We start from the raw sequence: 18716 nt of genomic DNA, 5'->3' as shown, positions 1-18716 counted from the left end.
CCGCAGTAATGACATTCACTTTTTCGCAAAAACCAATATGCCGGCCTTGTTTCTCGAAACGATATAAAAGTTCTTTTTCCCGGTTATTTTCCGAATACTACGACAGTCTCCATTCACAAAAAAGCCCGATACTTCGGTAGCGACAGATTGGAAATCCCCCTTTCCATTCCCTTTCAAAAATACACCGTAAGAAGCGTCATATTGTCCCGCACTCGGCTCGGTAGTGTAATCATTCCCCGCCAAAAGCACGTCCAAATGTCCGTCCCCATCCGCATCGTCGACCAGTATGTCCTGTACCACTGATAGTTGTGCGATCTGAGGTAATGGTTTTATCTCAAACTCGCCAGTCCCCTTATTTTCAATGTACACACTTTGCTGCTCGAATGCTTTGCTCACCGTAACCGTTTTTTGCTGCTCGGCGGTCAGTAGTTCGCTCATTTTGATCTTGGAGTACAAGGCGTATGATTGAAATCGTTTCTTGAAAAGGGGTATTTGCCTCGTCAGCTCATCCCTCGACGGGACCGGATATTCGATACCATTCAGAAAATAGGAAGGAATGGCGTCATAGCGACCGTTACCATCCAGATCGGCACTGTACACCGACATCGGCTGCGTTTTTGAAATCCGGTAACGACTGTTCAATCCCAGATTGCCGGCCACGAAATCCAGGTCGCCATCGCGATCGAAATCCGCCGCTTTCACACAATTCCAAAAACCATTGGAAAACGGAAAGCTATTCGAATTTGAAAATTTGCCGCCCATATTTTTGAATAAAGTCAGCGGCATCAGCTCGCCGGTCAGCATCAGGTCGGGCCAGGAATCATTGTCAACATCAGCCCAAACGGCGTCCGTTACCATACCAATGTTCCTCAGCTGCGGCGCCACCGCATCCGTCACATCTGTAAAATGTCCATTGTCATTTCGTAGCATGCAACTTTCGCCTGCTTTTGGGTAGCCCAGCGGCGTAAGTCTGCCGCCGCGAAAGAGATCCAGATCACCGTCATGGTCAAAATCGGCCGCGACGACGCATGAACCGCTGTGCCGGATTGCGGGCAAGAGATTCAATGCAGCCGTGAAATTGCCCCGGCCATCATTGACATAGATCCTGTCCTGGTAATATTCCGAGCCGTCGAAATACTCATTGGAGCCACTGACAATGTAGAGATCAAGGTCTTTGTCGCCGTCCAGATCAGCCAGCAAAACGCCGGTATCTTCCTCATCTTTCTGCTCAATGACACCGTTAATCGGCTTTTTACTCAACTTCCCGGATGCATTTTGAATGTAAAAACTGCCCTGATGATGGTAGGAACCGCCCACGTAAAAATCTCCCAAACCGTCGCCATTCACATCGCCGACCGCCAGTTTTGGCCCTTGCCTCGATAGCATATGCGGCAGCATTGGCTCCTGATTGTAATCCATATATGGCTCCTCGATATGCAGGTAATCAATGCTGGCTTCCGCTGTTACATCCTTCAAAATAAGCGCGACAACCTGCTCATATTTAGCTGCTTGGTCCGCATTCTCGTAGTTCAATGTCAAAGTTTGATTGGCAGCGATCTTTTTTAAAGTCTGGCTTTTGCCATCTGGCCAGGTAACCTTGATCGAATCCGCCAGTTTAGCATTACCTAGCCCAAAGTGAACCTGGTAGTCGCTGGAAGACTGGTACCCTCTGGTCACAGAATGGCTAATTTGTTGCAAACCGCCACCGGCATATAGGGTCACTTGTGCTCCCAACCCATTCACATTACCCTTTTTCCCTTTGAGATTCATGTTCAGAAAATGCTTACCGACCGTGTTATTCTGGAAAATAAAAGCTTCCTGATTGATATTGTTCACCACCAGATCCAGGTCTCCATCGCCGTCCAGATCCGCGTACGCCGAACCGTTTGACAACGAAGGTGCGTCACCAAACCATTCTTTTGTCTGGTTTGTAAAGGTCAGGTCGCCATTGTTTCGGTAAATGAAATTGTTCTTTTTCAGCGTCTTCATTTTCAGCGCCTCTGCCTTCATCCGGTTATCAACAATCTCCTTCGACGCCCCACCCTGCGCCATTTCTGCATTATATGCCACGAAATCAAGGTCGGTAATGTCCCGCAGATAACCATTGGTAATGCAAAGATCCTTATGACCGTCATTGTCAAAATCTGCAAAAAGCGGCGACCAGCTCCAATCCGTACTATGCACACCGGAAAATTGTCCGATCTCCGAAAAATGAACCGGCTTCTTCGGCTCATTCGCTTTTCCTGCCCCGGCATTCAATTGCAGCATATTCCGCATATATTGCGGATGGTAACCCAGCTGCCGCGCCATTTCAAACTGCTGAAAATTCGCTGGCCCGGCCATTAGTTTTCGCTGTTCATTATCAGCAGGAAGCATATCGACGGTCATCAGATCAACCTTTTCGTCATTATTAAAATCCGCTGCATCTGTCCCCATCGTAAACTGGCTGTGGTGACCGAATGCCTCTTTGGCCGACTCGGTAAAAGTGCCGTCCTGGTTATTGAGGTAAAGCAAATCACTGGACAGAAAATCATTGCCCACCATGATGTCCTCCCAGCCGTCACCATTGAAGTCAGCAATAGACAACCCAAGGCTCATGCCATCCTGCACAATGCCCGCCTTCGTTGAAACATCGGTGAATTTATTGCCATCATTCCGGTAAAGCTTGTCCGCCGATAGACCAGTACCATCATTGACCGGCGCAACCAGTTTATTTGGATTTCTGACCAGATTGGTACTTGTGATCAGGAAAAGGTCCAGGTCGCCATCTTTGTCATAATCCAAAAATGCCGCCTGATTGGTAAAAGTGGTATCCGCTATCCCCAGCCGTTCTGCCGACTCTTCAAACTGCACATTGCCCTTGTTGAGATACAGCTGGTTTTTTCGTTTCCCGGCCGGATAATTACCTGATTTACAAACATAAATATCCATCAAACCATCGGCATTCACATCAGCCATCGTTACCCCGGTACTCCACCCACCCGCTTTAATCCCGGCCGCTACTGTAATGTCCTCGAAATGAAGCTCACCATTGGCTGTTTTCCCTTTGTTCAGGTACAATTTATCAGCAACCTGATTTCCCGTAAAATACAGGTCCGGCAGCCCGTCATTATTAATATCGCCAATGGATACACCACCCCCGTTGTACACATAATAGTAGTCTATCAGATTAAAATCGGCATTTTCCTGGATCGTGTTCTCGAATTTGACGCCCGTTTGAGAAGAAGGTAGTAATGTAAAAAGTGTCTGCTGCTTCTCGCGGCAAGACACCATTAAAATCCATATCAGACAACAGACCAGCCTAGCTTTCATTTTCTCCAAAAACGTACAAGATGACCTTGCAGAAACGGCAAAGTACTAAATGAGGCTCGATTGTCACACTTCGACCAGGCTCAGTGTGACAATCGAGCTTACTTTTATTTCCATTCCGGATTTTGCGTCACATTAGGGTTTCCCTGAATCTCGATCAGCGGGATGGGCAGCACATAATCTTTCGCTTTTGGAACACGTCCTACCTTATACGTGGCCGAGTAACGTTTGATGTAGTCTCCCAGAAAATCAGGAGAGCCGCCAAACTTACTTTTTCTGCGCAGTTCCGGGTAAGAAACCTGCTCAAATGCAAACTCATGCATCACCTCTTCCACGATCGCACTCCGCAATGTAGCCTGCGTCAGTCCCTTCAATGGTGTAAGTCCTGCTCTCGCTCTCACCTTATTTACACTTTCGTAAGCATCACCCTGCCCGCTTTCATTACACGCCTCCGAGTGGCCCAGAAGCACCTCCGCATAACGCATGTAGATCGTATTTTTCTCGGTAGTGGAGTAATTTTTATCCAGTTCCACCAGCTTTGACGACCATGCTTTGCTAAAAATCATTTCCTCCGGCTTATTTGGATTCGCGTTCGGATCTACCAGACCACCAAACCTCGACAGGTTATAATCCGCTTTCGCTGACCATTTTACGGTCGGGAATTTTCCATCTGCCGTTTTCTTGGTTCTTCCAGTCGGATATGATTCTACGAAAGTACCGCCGATGCGTTTGTCATTATCCTGGTACGACATTCTAAAATCCTTGGTAGCGCTCAGCCAGCTCCATCCGGCACCGCCGAGGTCACTTGGGAAGTCCTCCGGATTGAAATGCGCCGAGTGGTTATTATACTCCGAAGAATTCGCTTTGGCCGAAATCTGTGCTTCAAAAATCCGCTCACCCTGGTTCTCGTGGTCAACGTCAAAGTTGTTTGTAAAATCCGGATACAGCGTCATTCCGCTGTTTTTGATGATATCTTCGGCGGTTGCCTTGGCGTCAGCCCATTTTTCATCCCATAGTTGCGCCTTCATCAACAGCGTTTTAGCGGCCCATTTGGTAGCGCGGCCCGCATCGGTACCGGTATAGCTTGCCGGTAAAATCGCAGCCGCAGCAGTAGCGTCAGCGTAGATCTGGTCAATTACTTTTCGCTTTCCGCCCGCATTGTCAGGCAGGTCATTATAACTTTTTGTAGAAGTCGTTTTGATCGGCGGATTGTCAAAATACCTCAGGAGTTCGTAGAAATAAAATGCACGAAGAAATTCCGCTTCCCCCTTGATCCTCTTCACTTTATCCGCATTGGCTGCGTCGTCCATGGCGTCGGCCACTTCAATGATCTTGTTGGCCCGATCGATGGACCGGTAGCATTCCTGCCAGTATACATTGATGTAGTCATCCGAAGCACTGATATTTCCCAAATTATATTGCAGCGGTCCCTTCTCCCACCCTACCTGATATCCTACCAGACATTCAAATACATAGCGGTTGTAAAAGTGGTTTGACCAGTCGCCATTTCCCATTCCAAGGTCGTCGTACACCGCATTTACGCCCAGTTCCAGCTCCGTCGCCGATTTGTAAAAGCTATCAGGATTAATGAAATCGGGTTTTTCTTTCAGATCAGAACAGCCGGCAGTGATCAGCATTCCTACGGCCACCGCGAGTTTAGCTTGTTGTATCAATTTGTTTTTCATTGGATCAATATTGTTATGTTATCAAAACATTCAGCTCACTTTCTCTGCATCCACACTTGCTAGAATCCCAGGTTCACACCGACGGTGACCGTACGGGCACGAGGGTAAGCGTCATAGTCGTCGCCACGGTTCAGGTTGCTCTGTCCACTGTTATTCACCTCAGGATCAAATCCTTTGTACTTGGTAATGAGGAAAAGGTTCTGGCCACTTACCGACACTCTCGCCGAGCGGATAAAGTTGCTGGTGAGCGGAATATTGTAGCCCAGCGACACATTTTGCAACCTCACAAAAGATCCGTCCTGAATGAAGAACGACGATTTACGGAAGGAAATAAAATCTCTTCTTCCATCGATCACCGGCCGGTTTCCGTTCGGATTTTCAGCACTGTACGAGTCCGTCAGAATGTTAGAAAGCTGGTTGATTTTCTGCACACCATCCCCTATTTCTGATTGCTGCAAATTCCTCACCTGATTTCCCTGTACTCCCCGGAAGAAAATACCCAGGTCAAAACCCTGGTATTTCAGCGAGCTGTTTAGCCCCCAGGTGAATTTTGGATTGGGGTTACCAATGATTTTATAGTCGTCGGAGGTATATTTGCCATCACCATTCACATCTGTATATTTGGGATAACCTGCTTTGGCTGAAAACGTTGCTGCTTCACTGTCGGAAGTAAATAAGCCAGCATATTCATAGCCTCTCCACACGCCGATCGGGTTACCAGCCTGGACCCAGCTTCCGTCGATACCCAGGTGACCACTCGGGCTGCCCGCAAAGTATGGTGTGCTCTTGCCCAGGTCCGTCAGTTTGTTTCTTACGTATGAAATATTTCCGCCAATGTCCCATTTAAGTCTTTCTCCGTCAATGGCTTTAAAATTGGCTTCGAAATCCATTCCTTTATTGGTCAATGTTCCGGAATTGAGCAAAACGGTACCAAATCCTGTGCTCTGCGCTATGGAAACGTAGAGAAGCAAATCGGACGTTTTGGTGTTGTACCAGTCAATGGATAGGTCCAGACGATTTTTCAGCAGCCTGGTATTCAATCCAACATTGAGCATCCGGGTCGATTCCCATTTAAGATCCGGGTTTGAAATGTTGTTAGCACCATAACCTGCACTCAGCTGGCCGCCGAAAACGTAATTATAAGGTACCAGACCCGAGACGGACTGGTAAGGAGGAATATTTGAGTTTCCTGTAACGCCATAGCTCGCTCTTATTTTCATGTCGTCGAAAATGTTGCTGAGCCTTGAATCTGTGAAGAATTTTTCGTTGGCAATTTTCCATCCCAAAGCTGCGGAAGGGAATGTAGCGTACTTATTATTCGGTCCAAATTTGGATGAACCATCGCGACGGACGGTCACCGTCAGCAAATATTTGTCATAAGCGGAATAGTTCAGGCGGCCGATGACCGACTGCAGGTTCCACTCCTGTCTGCCCGAATAAGGCGTCTGGATTTTCGATCCGTTCTGCAAATTCATCGAATTCACATCATCCGAAGGCAAACCAAACGTGGAAGCCGACGCATACTGGTTCACTTCATGCTGAAAAGTATAACCGGCAGTAGCGTCGATAATGTGGTTAGGGGTTAATTCTTTGTGATAAAATAGCAGGTTTTCGTTCAGCAGATTGGTCACATTTCTGTTGAATTTGTCAAGCTCGCGAGCATTCTGACGACCGAGCCGGGTAAAGCTGTTGAAAAACGAAGTTCTGTTAGCGCTCACCACGTCAGCACCGATGCTGGTTTTGAATTTAAGGCCTTCGAAGATCTTGAATGTCACAGCGGTAGTTCCAAACAACCGGTTTGTCGCGTCCCGGTCGGTCCCCTCCTTAGCCTCCGCAACAGGATTGATGCTGAAACGTCCATCGTAACTTGGATAATTATAGCCCCCGTTATCATTGTAAATCGAAACCGTCGGATCCAGTCCCAAAGCAGTGATCATGATCCCGCCCGGGCCACCGCGGTCGGTCGGTACGTTATTGGACATCAGGCGACTATATGACCAGCTGTTGCTGAGCGTCGCCTTCCCACCCAGAAAATCATTGTCCAGATTAAACCGGAAACCATAGCGTTTGAAATCAGTATTGATGATGATACCTTGGTTATCAAGCACATTGGCACTGAATGCATACTTCATCGTTTGGTTGCCGCCTGAAAATGTCAGTTGATGGCTTTGGATACTGCCCGGACGTGTTACCGCATCCACCCAGTTGGTTCCGGCACCGGCAGCTGAAATCTGGTCGGCGCTATACCTTCCAGCGCCACCCTGGCTCACTTCCAGCTTGTTAATATAACGCATGTAGTCATCTGCACGAAGCATATCCACTTTTCTGGCCATATTCTGGAACGAATAAGAACCATCGTATGTCAGTCTGCCGCCGCCTTCCTTACCTCTTTTGGTGGTGATCATCACCACGCCATTCGCGCCACGGGAACCATAAATAGCAGTACCTGAGGCGTCTTTCAATACTTCTATCGACTCAATGTCATTGGGATTAAGCATCGCCAGCGCATTGGATGGCTGCCTGTTTCCACCTGTTCCCACTGCATTGTTATCCGGGTAGATCGGTAATCCATCCACTACATACAAAGGCTCTGAACCGCTGAGAATGGAGTTTGGGCCACGGACCCGCACGGAAAGACCGCCACCCGGCGCGGCGGAAGATTGCGAGATCTGCACCCCGGAAACGCGTCCCTGTAATGCCTGATCAAGCGAGGTCACCGGAAATTCTTTGATGGCAGCACCCTTCACACTGGATACGGAAGCTGTAAGGTCACTTTTCTTCACCTGGCCGTAACCCACCACCACCAATTCTTCGAGCGCCTTGGTACTCGATATCATTTTCACATTCAATGTGGCTGCATTGTCAGTTGTGACTTCCTGTGTCTCAAACCCAATGAAGCTAAAAACCAGTTTCGCTCCGGCCGCAACGTCGATTTTGAAGATTCCCTCTGCGTTCGTCGTCGTTCCCTTGCTCGTCCCTTTCACTGTGATGCTCACACCAGGAAGTACCTCGTTATTGTCTCCTGTGACCTTACCTGTCAGATCGCCCTGGGCATTCACACCCATTGACGAAAGCACAATGAAGGCCAAAAGCATGCTTCTCATCAGAAGTATTAATCGCTTCATAAGAAATTGTTTTAAGTTTAGAAAAGGTCCTTTTAACTATTTATTGTAAAAAAATAAATAAGTATAGTACTATTTATGATGAAACAAATGTCTTCGTTAATTACCTCTTAGAAAATGGATTCCCTTTTCTAAATGATGGACAATCCTATGAAATACTTGAAGTTTGTGCTTTTGTGAAAAGGACTGATTGTTCCGTATTTCTTCGCTTATGCTGAAATCAACGAGTCGGCGGGGAAGAGTTGAGGTGGTGGTTTGGTGCTCTATCGTAGCAACATAGGGTGGTTAGTGACAGCACGATCCTACTAAACTCGAAATTTTGTACCTTAGTGAAAATTCTTTGCGATGACTTATAAAATCGTTTGCTCCGTAAAAAACAATCAGGTAACCCTGACTCTTCCGCCTGATTTTAGAAATAAAGAACAGGTAACAGTCTATGTTGATGATCAGATCGATGTCAAATCTCAGAAATTGGATGCATTGAAAATGGCTGCCAAGGATCCATTGTTTCTTGCTGACATCCGCGAGATTCATGCTGATTTTGATTCTATCGAACATGAAACATTGTGACAGTAAGAAGATGGTCTTTGTATCGTGCGAACCTGGATCCCGTTATTGGTTCTGAGCAAGGTAGGTCCAGGCCCGTGCTGGTTATCAGCGAAGATGCTATCAATGATCTGCTGAATATTGTAAACGTAGTTCCGATTACAACCAGAAGGCCTGGCAGAAGAATATACCCTAACGAAGCCTTAATTCCTGCGAACAATTTTGGGCTCAGCAATGAGTCGGTTATTCTGTGCCATCAAATTCGCACATTGGACAAGCAAAGGCTTTCAACACTGTATGGAGCTGTAACTGATCCGAGGAAACAGATTGAGGTATTGGATGCACTGTGTTTTCAGTTGGGAATAGAGCGAGGGTAAGATAGTCAGAGTAATTACATAACCTCCACACTAAAAATAAGCAAACTTGAAGTCAATCCTCTCCCACCTCCCCGAAGACAAACAGGAAGAACTAGAAATACTCACCAAGATCATTGTTGAAAATGTACCCGCCGAAATGGTCATTCTTTTTGGTAGCCATGCTCGTGGCGACTGGGTAGAAGATTTTCAGGAAAACACTGAGTATGTTAGCGATTATGACATTCTCGTTGTTACCAAAGACAGGAAATCTGCGAAAGACGATAAAAAGTGGTGGGACCTGAACAAGAAAATAAATAGTAATGATGAGCACACAAAAGTCACTGTCATTCAACACAGTATCGGGTTTGTAAATGATAAAATCGAAGGGAATCAATATTTCTTCGCCGATATATTAAAAGAAGGAATTATGCTTTTTGATTCGGGAAAATTCAAATTATCCGAACCAAAAAATATGAATCCCGAGGAGAGACAGAAAAAAGCAAAAGAACAGTTCAAGCCATGGTTTGAATCTGCAAATCTTTTTTTGGATGGCTTTGAATTCTATTTTTTGAAGGGAGAAAATAACTCGGCGCCGTATAAGATCGCTGCATTCGAACTTCACCAAGCCACAGAACGATATTATACTTCTATTCTTCTGGTCTTCACTGATTACAAACCGAAAATTCATGATATTGAAGAACTAGGAAATCAGGTATCGAAACAGCATCCAGATTTTGCGAAGGTTTTCCCGAAAAATACAGACGAGGAGAAGAGGCTGTTCCAACTATTACGGAAAGCTTACGTCGATTCTCGATATGACATGAATTACAAAATCGAAAAAGCAGAATTGGAGTACCTGAGCGATCGGGTGAAAGTATTGAAAGACTTGACCGAACGCATTTGTAATGAGCGGATTGCACAGTTTATGGAAAGGTAATACGAGAATGAAATGAGTGCATTTCTTTTCATCGTATCTGGCCAAACGCTTATGATGTATGGCGAGAATTTTGTATTTTTACTCTGCATTCATGTAGAAAACAACCAGAAGAAAAAGGATTATATGAGCAAGTCACCTTCGAATGGAAAGGATCAGAAACAGCGCTACACAGCAACTGTAAAAGCACTTCGTTCAAGAAATTTCAAGAAAAACCTTCCATTCTTAATTCTATCCGACAAACTTCCGGACGGACAGGTCTACCGCGAATTTCCTGACGGCCGCATTGAAGTGCAGCAGGTTTTTGCTACCGGTAGCAAATTTGAAGTAAAAGTCCTTCATGTTTTGGGTTCCTCTGATGCAGATAAGGTCAGAGAAGAATATGAATTATTCTGAGCCCACACTCATCGTGATCTCCGGCCCGAATGGCGCAGGCAAATCTACCCACATTCAGACGATCATTCATAAAATCACTGACCTCTTTCTCCGTCGGCGGCAACCCTGAGATGATCATTTCGCCTGCATCCGCATTACCCCTTACTACCGAAATTTTGCCCGACTTACCTGGTTCCAGCGTTTCACTTTCGAAAAGAAAACTCACATTCCTGGCGCCGGTCGACAATGGCTAATTTTTAGCAATGAATAGATTATTTGATAATTTAAAGAAAGCTATCAAAAGAAAAAATGGCTCTCCGACCACATCGAAGAGCCACTTTTCACCATTTTGCTTATCAATCCTTCGTAGCCATCGCATCCATCAGCACGTAACGCCCTTTGTGCTTGTCAGTTTCCAAACGACTGTTCACATCCAGGTACATATAATGTGCATTACCTTCGCCTTTCACAGGTAACCATTCCGGCAACCCTTTGCCGTTAGGATTTGAAGTCTTAACGAAATTGGCAAAATACGCCTGCATCGTTTCCGACACTTTATGATCTTCCGGTGTCCAGGCGTACACTTTATTAAGCGAGAGATTTCCCATAGCATATTCAATTTCAGCCGAATGCACTGCTCCTTTTGGCAATGGCGCTTTCGCGACAGGCTCTGTGGTTTTGGAAACGCCACCGGCCAGATTCGCAGACACATTTCCCATTTCAGCATTCATGGCGGGACGGGGACGACCGTACAAGTAGCGGTAAACTGGCTTTCCGCCACCTGTTTTACTTTGAATGTCAATCCATTTCCAGGTACCGAAACCAATGAAGCGGTCGCCAGCCAGGTCGGTTGCTACTTGCTCCACCTCTGCGTCGGAAGCAGCTGAATATTCTTTCAACACTTTGTCGGCATCTGCTCCGTACAGTTTTTGAACGGCCTTTGTGTAATTATCAAGCGTTGGCGTTTCTTTACCTAAGATCATGCGATAATTCATTTCCTCGGAATTCCATCCTGCCAGTAATGGCACCTGCGATTGTTTCCCTTCCTTGAATATTTTCAAAGGCGATTCAGGGAAGAAATAACCATCAATCGCGGAAACAAATCTGGAAACGCCCGCACTAGCCGTCGCTTTTAATAACTCCTCAGCAGATATCGCCCGCATTTCTCCCAATGTTTTTTTGCCTACCTGCTCATTGAATTTTGCCCCAGCCTGCTCAGCCTGCGCCAAAGGAACCGGAGGAAGTGTGCCCAAAACAGACCCGCTTTCACCGATAGCAGCAGCGAACAAATTCTTTGAAAGCGGCGAGGCCATCAATGCGCTCACTGAAAGCGATCCGGCTGACTCTCCTGCAATGGTAACCCTGTTAGGATCGCCTCCGAAGGCTGCAATATTTTGCTTAACCCACGCAAGTGCTGCCGCCTGATCCAGATATCCATAGTTGCCCGAAGCTTTGTGCGGAGATTCTTTGGTAAGATCCTCAGAGGCATAAAAACCGAACACGCCCAGACGGTAGTTCACAGTTAAGCTCACGATACCTTTTGTAGCCATACTTTCTCCGTCATAACGTCCTTCCGAACCGTCTCCGGCCACAAAACCGCCTCCATAAAAATAGACCAGGACCGGAAGTTTCTCGCTGGCCGACTTTGCCGGCGTCCACACGTTCAGGTACAAACAATCTTCACTCATACCGTCCGAACGAAAACCCATATCTCCAAAAACAGGATTTTGCATAGCACGTGGGCCGAACTTGTCGGCTTTACGAATGCCATTCCAGCTTTTAACTGGCTGTGGTTCACGCCAGCGGAATTCGCCGACCGGAGGAGCCGCAAAGGGAATCCCTTTATATGTCCTTACCCCTGAGGTTTCAATAACGCCTTCCACAGTCCCGTTCACGGTTTTGGCCTGAGGAACCGAATTCGCTTTTTTAGACTGCGCCGTCGCAACATGCATCATTTGCAGAGCCAGCAGCATGGTAATAAAAATTGTTTTCATTTTCAATGAATATAAAAGTACATAATAGCAGGAAAGACAATGTGTTGAATAAATTCTATATTGTCTCATTATGGAACAATAATAAAAAATTATTCTGACAATCTTTCTTTTTTCTAACTTGGCCATAAAATTTTAATATAATGAGTGAAAAAGTAGCGCCATTAGAGCAAAATCCAGAAGGAACCGGTTACCTGCCCGGACTCGCTATGGACTTTGTGATTTTTGGATTTGATCAATATCAATTAAAAATCCTGCTGCTCGAATACCGTAATACAAGCTTGTTTGCATTACCCGGCGGGTTTGTCAAAGAGCATGAAAATTTGAATGATGCTGCCCGACGCGTGCTCAATGAGCGTACCGGACTTTCGGATATTTACCTCGACCAATTTTACACGTTTGGAGATTTGGCCCGTTATGATCAGGCGCCGCTCCGCACCATCATGCAGGCGAAAGGATTGAACCCGACCGACGATCACTGGCTGCTCCGACGTTTTGTTTCCGTGGGCTACTATGCACTCATCGATTTTGGAAAAGCAGCCCCGACGCCCGACACGCTTTCGGATCATTGCATCTGGTATACGCTGGAAAATCTACCGGAGCTCATGCTGGACCATCAAACCATTGTACAAAAGGCTTTGCAGACGTTAAGAGCAGACCTTGACAGGAAAATCGGCGGCTACGACAGCTGGGCAGCTCCCTTGCTACCCAAAGCTTTCACGATGGGGGAACTTCAAAAATTATATGAAACGATTCTTGGACAACAACTTCGCCGGTCGGGTTTTCAGCGCAAGATGCTTAGTCTAGCTATTTTGGAAAGGCTTGAAAAACAATATAGCGGTGGCGCACACAAGGCCCCGTATTTATATCAGTTTATCACGGAAAAATAAGCCCGTCGTCAGCATTTTTTGCTCCGACATTGCTATTTGATCAACTTTTCAATTAAATTTTCATCTTATATGCTACCTCAAAATTCCTGATCCTTAAAAATTCACAAACCATGCGAACTCTGCTAAGCTTTTTAATGCTGTTCTTCTCCGCTGCACTTGCCTTTGCCCAGCAACCGGCAGACACCTGGTCCAATGTGACGAAAGCATCGGACGACCGGTATACAAACCCCAAAAGTGCCGTGTACGCGGGACCAAACGGATGGTGGAACTTTGGAGAAGTACGGGCAGAAGGCAGCAGTGACGCTACATTAAAATTTGCCTATAAAGGCGGATTCAATGAATTGAGTGGCACTTTCGTATTGGTTGATCAGGAAAAACTACAAACATTTTATATGAACTTCGGCACGGGCGAGCCAGCTCCCGGCGTGTATACGATCGATAAAAAGGCAGATCCGGCTCAAAAGAAGGTAATTGTGTCGTTTTCTGACGTAGCCAACAAGAAGATAAAGGAATGGTCTGGTGCAAGTGGCTCAGGGACGGTCACAGTGACGAAATCTGGTAATTTTCTATATTTTAAAGCGCGGAAGGTGAGTCTCCAACCTACCGGATTGCATCAGGAGGGCAATTTCAAACAGCCAATCATTTTAGGCATAGAAGGCGCTGTGAAGCCGTAATCAAACTACCCTATTTTCAAGTAATTAGTTTATCATGATGGAACTAAACCCACTCCTGACCCGCCGTGAAATGCTCGGAATAACCGGTATGGCCGGCCTGGCGTCTCTAACAGGCATTGCAACCGCCGCTTCCAATGTTGCGCCAAAAAGACCTCGCATTGCCTGTCTCGTTACCTATTGGGGTGCCACCAGGTCACATGCGGACTGGATCCTCACCAAGCTGCTGGACGGGTATTGGTGGGACGGCGCCCACACAGCCTCGCGGGTGGACATTGTTTCTGTGTACATTCATCAGTTTGAAACAAGTGGCCTGGGCCAGAAAATATGCAAAGCGAAGAACATTCCGATTTTCAAGACGGTGGGTGAAGCCGTCAGCCTCGGAGGGAAGGAACTTGCCGTTGATGGCGTTGTGATCGTTGGGGAACACGGCGAATATCCAACCAATCTCAAAGGGCAATGGCTCCTGCCGCGCTGGTGGATTTACGAGAAAGTGATACGGGTTTTTGAGCAGAGCAAACGTTCGGTACCAATCTTTAATGACAAACACCTGTCTTACAGTTGGGACGAAGCCAAGTGGATGTTCGACAAATCCCGTGAACTGAACTTCCCTTTGACGGGAGGCTCATCCATACCCGTTTACTTCCGCAAGCCAGAGATCGAAATTGATATTGATACGCCCATTAAGGCATCGGTCGTGCTGGGAGGCGCACCTGATGAAGGGGCGCTTTTTCATTGTATCGACGTGTTGCAGGCATTTGTCGAACGCCGCAAGGGAGGTGAAACCGGCGTAAAATCGGTGCAATGCATCCGGGGGCCGGAAACATGGAAATGGACCGAGCAAAACCCATGGGCTGCCAAATTGCTGGAAGCCGTGCGAGTGAAATTTGACTTAAAACCGGGACACTTTCAGGAGATCGCCAAACCAAACGTCTGTATTGTAGAATATAATGATGGTACAAAAGCAGCTGTATATTCAGCCCAGGGCGTAGGCTGGACCTACGCCGGTGAAATCGAAGGGCAAAAAGACACGACGATCATTTCAATGCTCGACTGGCCGGGACCATTCTCGCAGTACCACGCCTCCAACTCCCAACCGCACTGGATTACCGAGATGATGGTCACCGGAAAAGAGCCATTCAATGCAGAGCGGCTACTGCTATCCACCGGCATTACAGCTTACAACATGGAATCAAACTGGGAAAATGGCAAGTACTCCGCCGTCGGCCGCCGAATTGAGACGCCATTCATGAACATGAAGTACCGCTCGACACGTGGAGCACAATTCAGCAAAGGAGAGCGACCACCGAATGTTCCTTATATTCGAGGGTTTGATGAATAGGTGGCGTTTGAGATATTGAACATCGAGCAAGAAATATGCATGCGATTCTCTGCTTAACACAAATCATTTATATCTGTAAAAACATGGCCGCAAAACAAAGAACAGGACCTAACCAAACATACCAGTTTACTCCTGTCTCGGACAATGATACATATTTAACTCCTGAAATGGTCCAGCGTGTAAAAGATGGACAGCAAGAGATCAGAGAGGGGAAATCTACTGTGATTAGGACTAAAGATCAGCTTGATAAGTTTTTTGACAACCTTTGATGTATGCTAACAGAGAGTAGCATACACTAGTGAACTAATAAATAAATGAAACGCAGAGACGCCATTAAATCCCTGACCCTTTTGCCGGCAGCCGGTACTATTTTTTCAAAACAATCCCTATCATCCGCACCATTCGCAGGCAGTAAACCAATGCCCGACCTCCACCGCGATGCATTCGTGATGGATGGACATACGCATGTCATGAGCCGTGAGCTGGTGCTGAAAACCGATATCGGGCAGCGCTATGCCGATGGTACCGTTGATCTCCCGAGGGCTAAGGAAGGCGGATTGGATGCGATGTTCTTTTCCGTTTATACGCCTGAAAACTATTATCCTGGAAGGTTTGAGACAAAAAATACCTTCCGTGTGGTGAACCTCGCATTGGACCAGATTAAGAAGAATAGTCATGTTATCGAGCTGGCGCTCACTGCTTCTGACATTGAGCGTATCAATAAAAGAGGTAAAATAGCGGCTTTCCTGGATCTGGAAGGCGGTTATGACCTTGATGGTGACCTTGATTTGCTGCGCGCACTTTACAAGCTTGGCCTGCGTTCGATGCAGCTGACCGCTCACAGTACCACCAACGCTTTTATCGATGCCTGCAACGACGTGTACACCTGGGGCGGCATTAATGATCATGGCAAAGCGGTGATCAAAGAAATGAATGATCTCGGCATGGTCATCAATGTAGCCCACGCATCCAACGACGCCATTATGCAATCGGCAGCGGCCAGTCGGCACCCGGTGATTTATAGTCATGGCGGCTTTCACAAAATCGTTGATCATCCACGCTGTATTACCGACGAAGCTGCGAAGGCGATCGCCGCAAAAGGGGGCGTGATCGGCGTGCATTTCGGCAGTTTATTCAACAATCCTAAATATTGGGCGTGGCAAAAAGCGAATAATCCAGTAAGAGTGCAGCCCAATCCTCAGCCTAAAACGCCGCGGATATTTAACGCCCAGGTTACCACCCAGACCATAGAAGACGTTGACAAAGAATTTGCGCATGAGCTTCCCTTTACTTTCAAAGGCACCATTCCTGACGAATATTGGATGCATGTGGATCAGCTTGCAAAAGTGATCGACTATGGTGTAAAACTGGTTGGCGACGACCATATCGCATTAGGTTCGGATTTAGATGGCGGTCCAGAACTGCCGCGCGAAATTAAAGATATCAGCGACTTTCCACAGATCACCCTCGCCATGCAAAAGCTAGGTTACACCGATCAGCGGATCAAAAAAATCCTGGGACTGAACTGGCTGCGTGTGATCAGGCAGGTGACTGAGGGAAAGTAGCTTCAACTTACTTGTACAAGACACAACAGGACAGTTGTGAAAACGCGATGCACTTATTTACATTGTTATTGCAAGATTTTTTTGCATCATATAGAGCGTGCGTGTACAGTTCAATTGGAAGTTTTGTCCCGGATTTGCGTGAAACGAGCAGAAAATTTACCCGATACTTATTTGTCTGAAAAATGGTCGCTGATCTGCGAAGGGAATGTTGCCGCCTTCGGCGATCTGGTAGACCACAGCTTCAATCCGCTTTATCATTACGGCACCCGGTTCGCGTCCGACAAGGGTCTGATTAAAGATTGCATCCAGGATTTGTTTTTGGAAATCTGGGAAAAGAGGGAGAAACTCAGTCATATCATTTCCATCAAAGCCTACCTTTTTCAGTCGCTCAGAAATAATTTAATTGCCCGGATCAAAAAGCAATCTCGGTTTGCTAACCTTTCCGAAAATGAAGAATTCGTCGACCATAACGGCTTCACCGAACTTACATGGATTACCGACGAGACAGACGCGCTAAACAGCAGTCGCCTCGAAAGTGGCATTGAAATGTTGCCGAAAAGACAACGGGAAGCATTATATCTCAAATATTACGAAGATCTTTCCAACGAGGAAATTGCCGGTATCATGGGACTGCAAAAGCAGGCAGTTGCCAATTATCTCCACTACGGTCTTTTGAAATTGCGGCAGTATTGGAAATACAAAACCATCCTACTAACCATGATCATGGACAGCCTGGTCTGACCATCATTTCACCTCAATAAAAAAAATAATTTTTTTTAACTATCCATGGGTATGGACTAGTGGCTGCTCACTCATCGTGTCAGAAGTCACCATTTTAATAATTCCATGAATAACTATAAGAACTTCAAGGTGAAGGACTGGGTGGATGATCCGGATTTTCGCAAATGGGTTTACAAAGGTGAGCGCGATGCTTTCTGGCTCTCCGTTCTTGAAAACACCCCTTCACAGGCGGAAAACATAGAGCAAGCCAAAGAGATCCTGTTGAGTATCAGGGGTGAAGTAAACGACATTCCCGAACAGGAACTGGCTTCACGAAAAGAGGATATGCTGGATTACATTTCGCAGGAAAGGCAAATCCGGTCGTGGTGGCGGAAAAGTTGGTGGCAGGCTGCTGCGATTTTACTCCTTACGCTCGGTTTTGGCAGCTACTATCTGAAACGCCACGCACAGACGCCCTATAATGCAGTTCTCCTGCAATCGGGAGGTACAAAGATCATTGAAATAATGAATCAGGATGAGGCGGTTAAACTGGTGACCTTGCCTGATGGAAGCTCTGTCATTCTCAAAAAAGACGCAAAAATCAGCTACCCGGCCACGTTTGCAACTAATAAGCGCGAAGTAGTGATGTTGGGAGAAGCATTTTTCGAGGTTCAGAAAAATCCGGACCAACCATTTTTCATCTATGCCGGTGAAATGGTGACCAGAGTTACCGGAACGAGTTTCAGTGTCAAGGCCAATGCGGCAGAAAAGCAGGTGCAGCTGGTGGTTAAAACGGGTGTCGTTGAAATTTCGGTCACCAATGCAGGACATAAGTCCCAAAACAAACATATGACACTGAGCTCCAATCAGCTCGTCACATTGAACCGGGAAAGCAGTGAACTTACAAAAAGCGATGTCAGCGAACCGATCCTGATTGGTCTGCCTATTGAATCTCAAACCTTCACCTTTAAAAAGACGCCGGTCAAAGATGTGTTTCTGACCTTGGAGCAGGCATACGGCGTACACATTAATTTCGATAAACAAGTCACTGCCAAATGCAACATCACTGCCAAATTGGGTGACGAACCAGTCCGCGAAAAACTGCAAATGATCTGCGAAGTACTCGATGCTAAATTCGAAATGCACGATGGTACAATTGCCGTTTTTTCCAATGGCTGCGATAATAACTGACTAACCGATCAAAAATAAA

15 protein-coding genes are annotated in these 18716 nt (G+C 46.5%); 11 read left to right on the top strand and 4 right to left on the bottom strand.

The features are described 5' to 3' along the window. Positions 1 to 15: 15 nt before the first annotated feature. The 3 genes from ABIO93_RS26220 to ABIO93_RS26210 all read right to left on the bottom strand — a co-directional run bounded on the left by ABIO93_RS26220 (position 16) and on the right by ABIO93_RS26210 (position 8119). Positions 16 to 3312 (bottom strand): VCBS repeat-containing protein, encoded by a 3297-nt coding sequence (locus ABIO93_RS26220; RefSeq protein ID WP_348072968.1) that lies wholly within the window; start codon positions 3310 to 3312, stop codon positions 16 to 18. A gap of 104 nt (positions 3313 to 3416) precedes the next feature. After that, complete coding sequence (locus tag ABIO93_RS26215) at positions 3417 to 4994, bottom strand: RagB/SusD family nutrient uptake outer membrane protein (protein WP_348072967.1); 1578 nt, start codon at positions 4992 to 4994, stop codon at positions 3417 to 3419. A 59-nt stretch (positions 4995 to 5053) separates the two neighbouring features. Beyond that, positions 5054 to 8119: a TonB-dependent receptor gene (locus ABIO93_RS26210; protein WP_348072966.1), complete on the bottom strand. Its 3066-nt coding sequence runs from the start codon at positions 8117 to 8119 to the stop codon at positions 5054 to 5056. A 342-nt stretch (positions 8120 to 8461) separates the two neighbouring features. On the opposite strand from ABIO93_RS26210, the gene ABIO93_RS26205 reads away from it, so the two are divergent. From ABIO93_RS26205 to ABIO93_RS26185, 5 genes are read left to right on the top strand one after another with little or no spacing between them, the layout of a single operon-like run. Further along, complete coding sequence (locus ABIO93_RS26205; RefSeq protein ID WP_348072965.1) at positions 8462 to 8686, top strand: hypothetical protein; 225 nt, start codon at positions 8462 to 8464, stop codon at positions 8684 to 8686. Further along, complete coding sequence (locus tag ABIO93_RS26200) at positions 8683 to 9039, top strand: type II toxin-antitoxin system PemK/MazF family toxin (protein WP_348072964.1); 357 nt, start codon at positions 8683 to 8685, stop codon at positions 9037 to 9039. Before ABIO93_RS26205 ends, ABIO93_RS26200 begins: the two co-directional genes overlap by 4 nt. A 46-nt stretch (positions 9040 to 9085) precedes the next feature. After that, the gene (locus tag ABIO93_RS26195) at positions 9086 to 9955 is read left to right on the top strand and encodes a HEPN domain-containing protein (RefSeq protein WP_348072963.1); all 870 of its coding nucleotides are present in this window, start codon (positions 9086 to 9088) and stop codon (positions 9953 to 9955) included. 12 nt (positions 9956 to 9967) lie between these two features. Continuing rightward, positions 9968 to 10348, top strand: a complete 381-nt coding sequence (locus ABIO93_RS26190) for a hypothetical protein (protein WP_348072962.1) — start codon at positions 9968 to 9970, stop codon at positions 10346 to 10348. Positions 10349 to 10377: 29 nt separating this feature from the next. Beyond that, a complete protein-coding gene (locus ABIO93_RS26185; RefSeq protein ID WP_348072961.1) occupies positions 10378 to 10581 on the top strand; it encodes a hypothetical protein in 204 nt (67 codons plus the stop codon). Between the two features lie 102 nt (positions 10582 to 10683). On the opposite strand, the gene ABIO93_RS26180 is transcribed toward ABIO93_RS26185, so the two are convergent. Further along, the gene (locus ABIO93_RS26180) at positions 10684 to 12321 is read right to left on the bottom strand and encodes a carboxylesterase family protein (protein WP_348072960.1); all 1638 of its coding nucleotides are present in this window, start codon (positions 12319 to 12321) and stop codon (positions 10684 to 10686) included. A gap of 140 nt (positions 12322 to 12461) precedes the next feature. Here ABIO93_RS26180 and ABIO93_RS26175 point away from each other — a divergent pair, with 140 nt between their 5' ends. From ABIO93_RS26175 to ABIO93_RS26150, 6 genes are all read left to right on the top strand, one after another. Further along, the gene (locus ABIO93_RS26175; RefSeq protein ID WP_348072959.1) at positions 12462 to 13208 is read left to right on the top strand and encodes an NUDIX domain-containing protein; all 747 of its coding nucleotides are present in this window, start codon (positions 12462 to 12464) and stop codon (positions 13206 to 13208) included. A 110-nt stretch (positions 13209 to 13318) separates the two neighbouring features. Further along, a complete protein-coding gene (locus ABIO93_RS26170) occupies positions 13319 to 13882 on the top strand; it encodes a hypothetical protein (RefSeq protein WP_348072958.1) in 564 nt (187 codons plus the stop codon). 34 nt (positions 13883 to 13916) lie between these two features. Further along, on the top strand, positions 13917 to 15221 hold the full coding sequence (locus tag ABIO93_RS26165; RefSeq protein WP_348072957.1) for a hypothetical protein: 1305 nt from the start codon (positions 13917 to 13919) through the stop codon (positions 15219 to 15221). Positions 15222 to 15535: 314 nt separating this feature from the next. Continuing rightward, positions 15536 to 16786, top strand: a complete 1251-nt coding sequence (locus tag ABIO93_RS26160; protein ID WP_348072956.1) for a membrane dipeptidase — start codon at positions 15536 to 15538, stop codon at positions 16784 to 16786. Between the two features lie 138 nt (positions 16787 to 16924). Continuing rightward, on the top strand, positions 16925 to 17527 hold the full coding sequence (locus ABIO93_RS26155; protein ID WP_348072955.1) for an RNA polymerase sigma factor: 603 nt from the start codon (positions 16925 to 16927) through the stop codon (positions 17525 to 17527). 105 nt (positions 17528 to 17632) lie between these two features. Beyond that, the gene (locus tag ABIO93_RS26150) at positions 17633 to 18697 is read left to right on the top strand and encodes a FecR family protein (protein WP_348072954.1); all 1065 of its coding nucleotides are present in this window, start codon (positions 17633 to 17635) and stop codon (positions 18695 to 18697) included. The last annotated feature ends 19 nt before the right edge of the window (positions 18698 to 18716 follow it).

Origin of the sequence: Dyadobacter sp. (assembly GCF_039919315.1) — a bacterium.
Taxonomy (GTDB): Bacteria; Bacteroidota; Bacteroidia; order Cytophagales; family Spirosomataceae; genus Dyadobacter.
This window is presented reverse-complemented; position numbering and strand designations above follow the sequence as displayed.